We start from the raw sequence: 6,084 nt of genomic DNA on the forward strand, positions 1-6,084 counted from the left end.
GGCGTGGACGAGGACGACCGGAAGGAGACCTGGGACGACTTCCGGGAGGTGGTGAACATGAAACCGGCCGACCTGGAGAAATGGCTCGCCACCCCCGAGTCGCAGGAGGCCGGGCAGCACAAGGACGGCGGCGAGTCCACCGGCCACGCCTCGGGCCGCCGCATCGTGGAGATCCTGGGCGCGAAGAAGGGCGACCTCTCCGACGACGACTACGCGCACATGCGGAAGGTGGTCGGATACGTGCGCAGGCACCTCGCCCAGCGGCCCTCGGGCGACGTGCGCGACAGCCGCTGGAGGCACTCGCTCATGAACTGGGGCCACGACCCGCTGGCCTGACCGGCGTGGGCGCTGTCGCACCGGCAGCCGGGCGACGACCCCTCCTCGACCTCGGCGGAGGACCAGGTCGGTCCGCGTCCCCGGTGGCCCGCAGGCGGCGCAGGGCCAGGATCAGATTGCCACTGCCGAATGTCGCGAGCGCGGCGACGCCCCACAGGGTCGCCGCGACACCGGCCCGGTCCAGCACGGCGCCCGCGGCCAGGAAGCCCAGCGGCCCGGCCAGGGTGCTGATCGTGACCACGGCCTGCAGCACCTTGGGCCCGAAGCCCTCCGGCAGCCGGGCGGAGAGCAGCCCCATCAGCGGCGCGTTCGCCAGGGGCGCGGCCGCCGACGACAGGCCGACGGCGACGACGAGCACGCCGGCCGGCACGGGCACCAGGAGCGCCCACAGGGGCAGGGCGACGCAGACCAGGGCCGTGCAGGCGAGTCGTACGGGGGCGACCCGCGCCGCCAGCACATAGGCGGTCACCGAGCCCACCAGGCCGCCGGCACCCAGGGCGGCAAACAGCAGGCCGCCGATCCTGGGGTCCCCCTCGAACCGGGCGAAGGCCAGCACCGGCATGGTGATCATCAGGGTCCGCAGCATCAGCCCGAACACCACGGTGGACAGCATCGCCCGGCTCAGGAACCAGTCGCCGCACAGATGCCGCACCCCCGCCCACAGGCCGCGGGGCCCGGCCGCGGGCCCCCCGGCCCCGCCGCCTGCCGGGACGCGGCGCAGCAGCAGCAACCCGGAGAAGGCGAACGTGGCCGCGTTCAGCCACACCACCGACGTGGTCCCCACCAGCGGGATCAGCGCGCCCGCGAGCGCCGGTCCGGCGAACGCCGAGCCGTACTGCACACCTTCCAGCGCGCTGTTGGCGCGGGTCAGGGAGCGGGCGTGCGGGCTCAGCAGTTCCATCGCCAGCACCCGCTGCGCCGCGTGGTACGGAACGGCCAGCACCCCGAGCGCCGCGACGATCGCCACGAGGACGGCCGGACGGAGCGCGCCCAGGGCCTGCAGCAGCGGGATCAGCGCCACCACCGGAGCACGGGCGAGATCGGAGACGACCATGGTCCGGCGGGCGCCCAGGCGCTGGATGACCTCTCCGCCCGCGAAACCGAGCAGCGCCATGGGCAGCACCTGGGCCGCGAGGACCAGGCCCGCCCGGGTGGCCGAGCCGGTGGTCTCCAGCACCAGCCAGGGCAGCGCCAGCATGGTCATCTGGGTGCCCAACGCCGTCACCGCGCCCGCGACGTAGACCGCCGTCAGCGTACGGCTCGGCCTGCCACCCGCTGTGCCGTTCGGCGCTCCGCCGGGTGGGACGGGAGCTGCGCCGGGCCGGGTCGCCGCGATCTTCATCGGGTCGCCTCTTTCTCCTCGATGGGTCGGGCCAGGTGGTCGCCCCCGCACCCTGTCGCCCGCCCGCCGTCCGGGGCCAGGGAAGGACCGGCAGTAGCTCACTGCCGGTGCCGCTGCGCTTTCTTCCCTGCCGCGCGGCCCGCCCGTCCGGCAGTGTGATGGCCGTCGGAGCCCACCACAGCCGGGGCCACCGGCGGCGGAAGCGGACACCGGCGAGGGGAGGGACGGCGATGAGCGGCGATATCGGAACAGCGGTGCACGTCCCGTCCTTCGCCGCCCGCGACGGACGGCGGGCGGTCGAGACCCGGTACGTGGACGGTCTCCCGCAGATCGTGGCCTGGGACCTGACGACGGGTCGGCGCCGGCAGGCGACCACCGCACCGCTGGGTGTGGAGACCGCCGCCATCGAACCGGACGGCCACGGCCTGTGGTGGTTCGACGCCGCCCCCGACGGCCGAGGCCGCTGGCTGCGCGGGCCGTTCGAGGGCGGGCACCCGCGCCCGGCGCTCGACGGCGTACCCGCCGGGCGGATGCACGGCCTGGCCTTCGACCCGGTCAGCGGCCTCGCCGCCGTCGGCGTCGGGGTCGCGGACCGCTCCCGGTACTACCTCGGCCGGCCGGGCGGGCACGCCCGCCTGGTGGCCGAGGAGCCCGGCTACGGGGTGGTCGTGGGCCTGGCCCCCGGCGGCCGGCTGCTGGCCACCGCGGGGTGCCCGGCCGGACCGGCCGCGGTCCGGCTGTGGTCGGCCTCCGGCGTCCTCGTGGACGCCGTCCCCGGCGCGGCGGGGGACGGCGCCGGCGGCGCGGCCTGGGGGCTGGGCTTCCGCCCGGACCTCACCACCGCACGGCCGGAACTGCTGCTCGTCCTCGAACGCGCGGGCCGCTACACCCTGGCCTTCTGGCGGCAGGGCGAGGGGATCCGCACGCACGGTCCCGGCACCGCCCTCGACTTCGACACGGAGATCACCGCCTGCTGGTACGGGCCCGGCCGCACGGCGCTGGTCCAGCAGGACCGGGCGGGACGCAGCCGCCTGCTCCGCGCCGACCTCGACCGCGGTACGACGACGGTGCTTCCCACGCCCGAGGGCACGATCATCGACTTCTCCTGCGCACCCGACCGCACGGTCCACTGCCTGTGGAGCCGCGACGGCGAACCGCCCCGGCCGCTGATCTGCCATCCGGAAGGCCCGGAAGGCCCGGAACATCCCGGCCGCTCCACCACGGCGTCACGTGGCACGGCGACCCGCGGAACAACCGGATCAGGGCGCCGCGAGCTGTGGACACGTCGGCCGTACGGGCAGATCCACAGCTTTGTGGCCACCCCGCCCGGCCGCGCGGCGGACCACCGCCCCTGGCCGACGCTCTTCCTCGTCCACGGCGGGCCCCACACCCACGACCGGGACGCCTACGACGGACGGACCGAGGACCTGGTCCGGGCCGGATTCGCCGTGGTGCGCACCAACTACCGCGGCTCGACGGGCTACGGCCCCCGCTGGCGGAACGACTTCGGCCACCGGGTCGGCCTCGCCCAGCTCGAAGACCTCGCCGCGGTGCGCGGCCACCTCATCGACGCGGGAGTCTCGGAGCCGGGCCGTACCGGCCTGTGCGGTTACTCCTGGGGCGGCTACCTGACGCTGCTGGCGATGGGCGTCCAGCCCCGGCTGTGGGACGTGGGGCTGGCCGTCGCCCCGGTGGCCGACTACACGGCGGCGTACCGGGCGACGACGCCGGCGCTGCGGGAGGTCGACGACCGCCTCTTCGGCGGCACCCCCGAGCAGGTGCCGCACCGCTATCGCGCGGCCTGCCCGACGACCTACGTGGACCGCGTACGCGGCCCGCTCTTCCTCGCCGCCTCGGCGGACGACGAGAAGTGCCCTCCGGAACAGATCGAGCGCTATCTCGCCGCGCTGCGGCGACGCGACGTCCCGCATCGCGTCCGGTGGCTCGGCGGCGGACACGACGTGGGCCGTGACCCGGCCGGATACGCCGCCGCCTGGGCCGCCATGGTGCGCTACGCCGACGACGCGCTGCGCGCCTCCCCCAGAACCGCCGACCCCCGCGACAGCGGGCGGACCGGCTCGCACCACCCCGTCCACCACACCGAGGAAACCGAAGAAAGGGCAATGTCATGAAGCGTCACGGACTGCGCGTCGACCCCCTCAGCGCCACCGAGCGGGAGCGCGGGCTCATCATTCACCCGGACACCCAGGCCGCCCTGGACAAGGCGGTCCCGGTCCGGCCGACCGGCCCGGCGCGGACCTGCACCACCCGCACGGAGAAGAACACGGAGAAGACGTCGCCTCTGCAGTGAGACCAAGCAGCGCCGCAGCGGGGTGCCAGGCCCGGCACCCCGCCGCGGCGCCGGCCGTACCGGTGAGGACAGGAAGACATCATGACCACAGCCACGGCAGCGACGGCAGCACCCCGGACGAACGGTCCCCGGACGAACGGTCCCCGGCCGGAGGAGCACGGGCCGGAGGAGCACGGGCCGGACGTGCACCGGCCGGACGAGCACGGCGCGACGGAACCGCGCCGGAACCCGCCGCCGTTCCTCAGCGACCCGTACCCGACCCTGGCCAGGATGCGGGAAGCCGCCCCGGTCTCCGTGCTGCACGGCGACAACGGCCTGCGGCTGTGGATCGTCCCGCGCTACGCCGACGTCCGGGCCGCGCTCTTCGACCGCCGCTTCGCGCAGGATGTGCGGCGCGCCCAGGCCCTGGCCGACAGTCGGGTCGAGGGCGTCAACCTGGGCAGCGACATCACCCATATGCTCAGCAGCGATCCGCCCGACCACACCCGCCTCCGCCGCGTGGTCCAGGCGGCGTTCAGCCGGAAGCGGGTCGAGGCGATGCGGCCGATGGTCGAGCGCATCACCCTCGAACTCCTCGACGGGCTGGACGCGGCAGCCGTGCGCCGCACGACCGGCACCACCACCGCCACGGTGGACCTGGTACGTGACTTCGCCTTCCCGCTGCCGATCCTCGTCGTCTGCGAACTGCTCGGCTTCCCGCCCGAGGACCGCGACCTCTACCGGCAGTGGTCGACCGCCATCGTCACCCAGGAGGGCGACCACGCGGCGTTCCGGCGAGCCGTCCAGGAGATGGGCTCGTACGTCCTGGCCCTCGCCGACCGGCGCATGCGCCGCGACGACCGTCCCGCCGATCTGCTCACCGACCTGCTGGAGGCCCGCGAGGGCGGGGAGCTGACGGACGACGAGATCGTGGGCATGGTCGCCCTGCTGCTGATCGGCGGGCACGAGACCACCGTGAACCTGCTGGGCACCTCCTGCCTCGCGCTGCTGCGCGATCCCGGCCAGGCCGCCTGGCTGCGCGCCGATCCCACCCGGATGCCCGGGGCCGTCGAGGAGTTCCTGCGCTACGACTCGCCCATCTGCATGGCCACCACCCGCTTCACCACCGAGCCGGTGGACGTCGGCGGGGTGGAGATCCCGCAGGGCGAGTTCGTGCTGCTGTCCCTCGGCGCGGCCAACCGCGACCCGGCGCGCTTCCAGGACCCCGACCGCCTCGTCCTCGACCGCCGGGACGCCGGCCATCTCGCCTTCGGCGGTGGCATCCACCGCTGCCTCGGGGCCCTGCTCGGCAAGCTGGAGACCGAGGTCGCGCTCACCGCGCTCCTCCCCCGCTTCCCCGGAATGACCCTGGCCTGCCAGGAGCGCGACCTGCGCTGGCGCAACACGATGATGCTGCGCGGCCTGGAGGCCCTGCCCGTCACCCTGTGCCGCTGAGCCCCGCCCCGAAGAGCCTCGTCCTCCTGCTCACGGGCCGGAACGGGCACCGGGGCCCGGCGGCCCGCCGAAGGGGCCCTCGGCCGCGATCGCGCGGCCGAGGGCCCCGGTGGAACTCCCCGCGACGGGCCCGTCAGGTGCGGGTCCAGCGCTGGTTGCTGCCGTTCGAGCAGGAGTAGAGCTGGATCAGGGTGCCGTTGGCGGTGCCGGCTCCGACGGCGTCGAGGCAGAGGCCGGACTGGACGCCGACGATCGAACCGTCGGAGTTCAGCCGCCACTTCTGGTTGTCGCCGCCCCAGCAGCTGTAGATCTGCACCCGGGTACCGTTGCCGGTGCCTCCGGCGTCCAGGCACTTGTTGCCGTAGACCCTGAGCTCACCCGCCGCGGTGAACGACCACTGCTGGTTGGTGCCGTTGTTGCAGTCCCACAGCTGGACCTGGGTCCCGTCCGTGGTGGTGGCGTTGGGCACGTCCAGGCAGCGGCCCGAGCCCACGCCCTTGATCTGACCGGCACCGGAGGGCGGCGTCGGGGTCGGCGTGGGGTCGGGGTTGGACGAGCCGTTGTTGAGGGCGTTGAGGACCGCGGTGTACGCGGGCTTCTTGCTGCCGTCGTTGTTGAACAGCAGCGGGGTGTCCCCGGACCGCCAGGAGTCGCTGTCGCG

The 6,084-nt window shown here is 74.5% G+C and carries 6 protein-coding genes; 4 read left to right on the forward strand and 2 right to left on the reverse strand.

Features of this window, described 5'->3' with window-relative positions; translation table 11 throughout:
- Window positions 1-3: 3 nt before the first annotated feature.
- Complete coding sequence (locus ABZ836_RS28460) at window positions 4-336, forward strand: DUF3140 domain-containing protein (RefSeq protein WP_356135107.1); 333 nt, start codon at window positions 4-6, stop codon at window positions 334-336.
- Here ABZ836_RS28460 and ABZ836_RS28465 read toward each other — a convergent pair.
- Window positions 305-1,678, reverse strand: a complete 1,374-nt coding sequence (locus ABZ836_RS28465; RefSeq protein ID WP_361146866.1) for an MFS transporter — start codon at window positions 1,676-1,678, stop codon at window positions 305-307. The two genes, ABZ836_RS28460 and ABZ836_RS28465, sit on opposite strands and share 32 nt — an antisense overlap.
- A gap of 230 nt (window positions 1,679-1,908) precedes the next feature.
- On the opposite strand from ABZ836_RS28465, the gene ABZ836_RS28470 reads away from it, so the two are divergent.
- The 3 genes from ABZ836_RS28470 (at window position 1,909) to ABZ836_RS28480 (ending at window position 5,423) form a co-directional block, all read left to right on the forward strand.
- Window positions 1,909-3,810 carry a prolyl oligopeptidase family serine peptidase gene (locus tag ABZ836_RS28470; RefSeq protein WP_361146869.1) on the forward strand — a complete coding sequence of 634 codons (1,902 nt, stop codon included), beginning with the start codon at window positions 1,909-1,911 and terminating at the stop codon, window positions 3,808-3,810.
- The gene (locus tag ABZ836_RS28475) at window positions 3,807-3,989 is read left to right on the forward strand and encodes a hypothetical protein (protein ID WP_356134885.1); all 183 of its coding nucleotides are present in this window, start codon (window positions 3,807-3,809) and stop codon (window positions 3,987-3,989) included. The genes ABZ836_RS28470 and ABZ836_RS28475 overlap by 4 nt, the downstream gene beginning before the upstream one ends.
- An 81-nt stretch (window positions 3,990-4,070) precedes the next feature.
- Window positions 4,071-5,423, forward strand: coding sequence for a cytochrome P450 (locus ABZ836_RS28480; RefSeq protein ID WP_361146873.1), 1,353 nt, complete (start codon window positions 4,071-4,073; stop codon window positions 5,421-5,423).
- A gap of 133 nt (window positions 5,424-5,556) precedes the next feature.
- Here ABZ836_RS28480 and ABZ836_RS28485 read toward each other — a convergent pair.
- Window positions 5,557-6,084, reverse strand: a 528-nt coding sequence (locus tag ABZ836_RS28485) for a ricin-type beta-trefoil lectin domain protein (protein ID WP_361146876.1), incomplete at its 5' end; no start/stop codon positions are given.

It is taken from the genome of Streptomyces sp. NPDC047130, from assembly GCF_040643475.1.
In the GTDB taxonomy this organism is placed as follows: Bacteria; Actinomycetota; Actinomycetes; order Streptomycetales; family Streptomycetaceae; genus Streptomyces.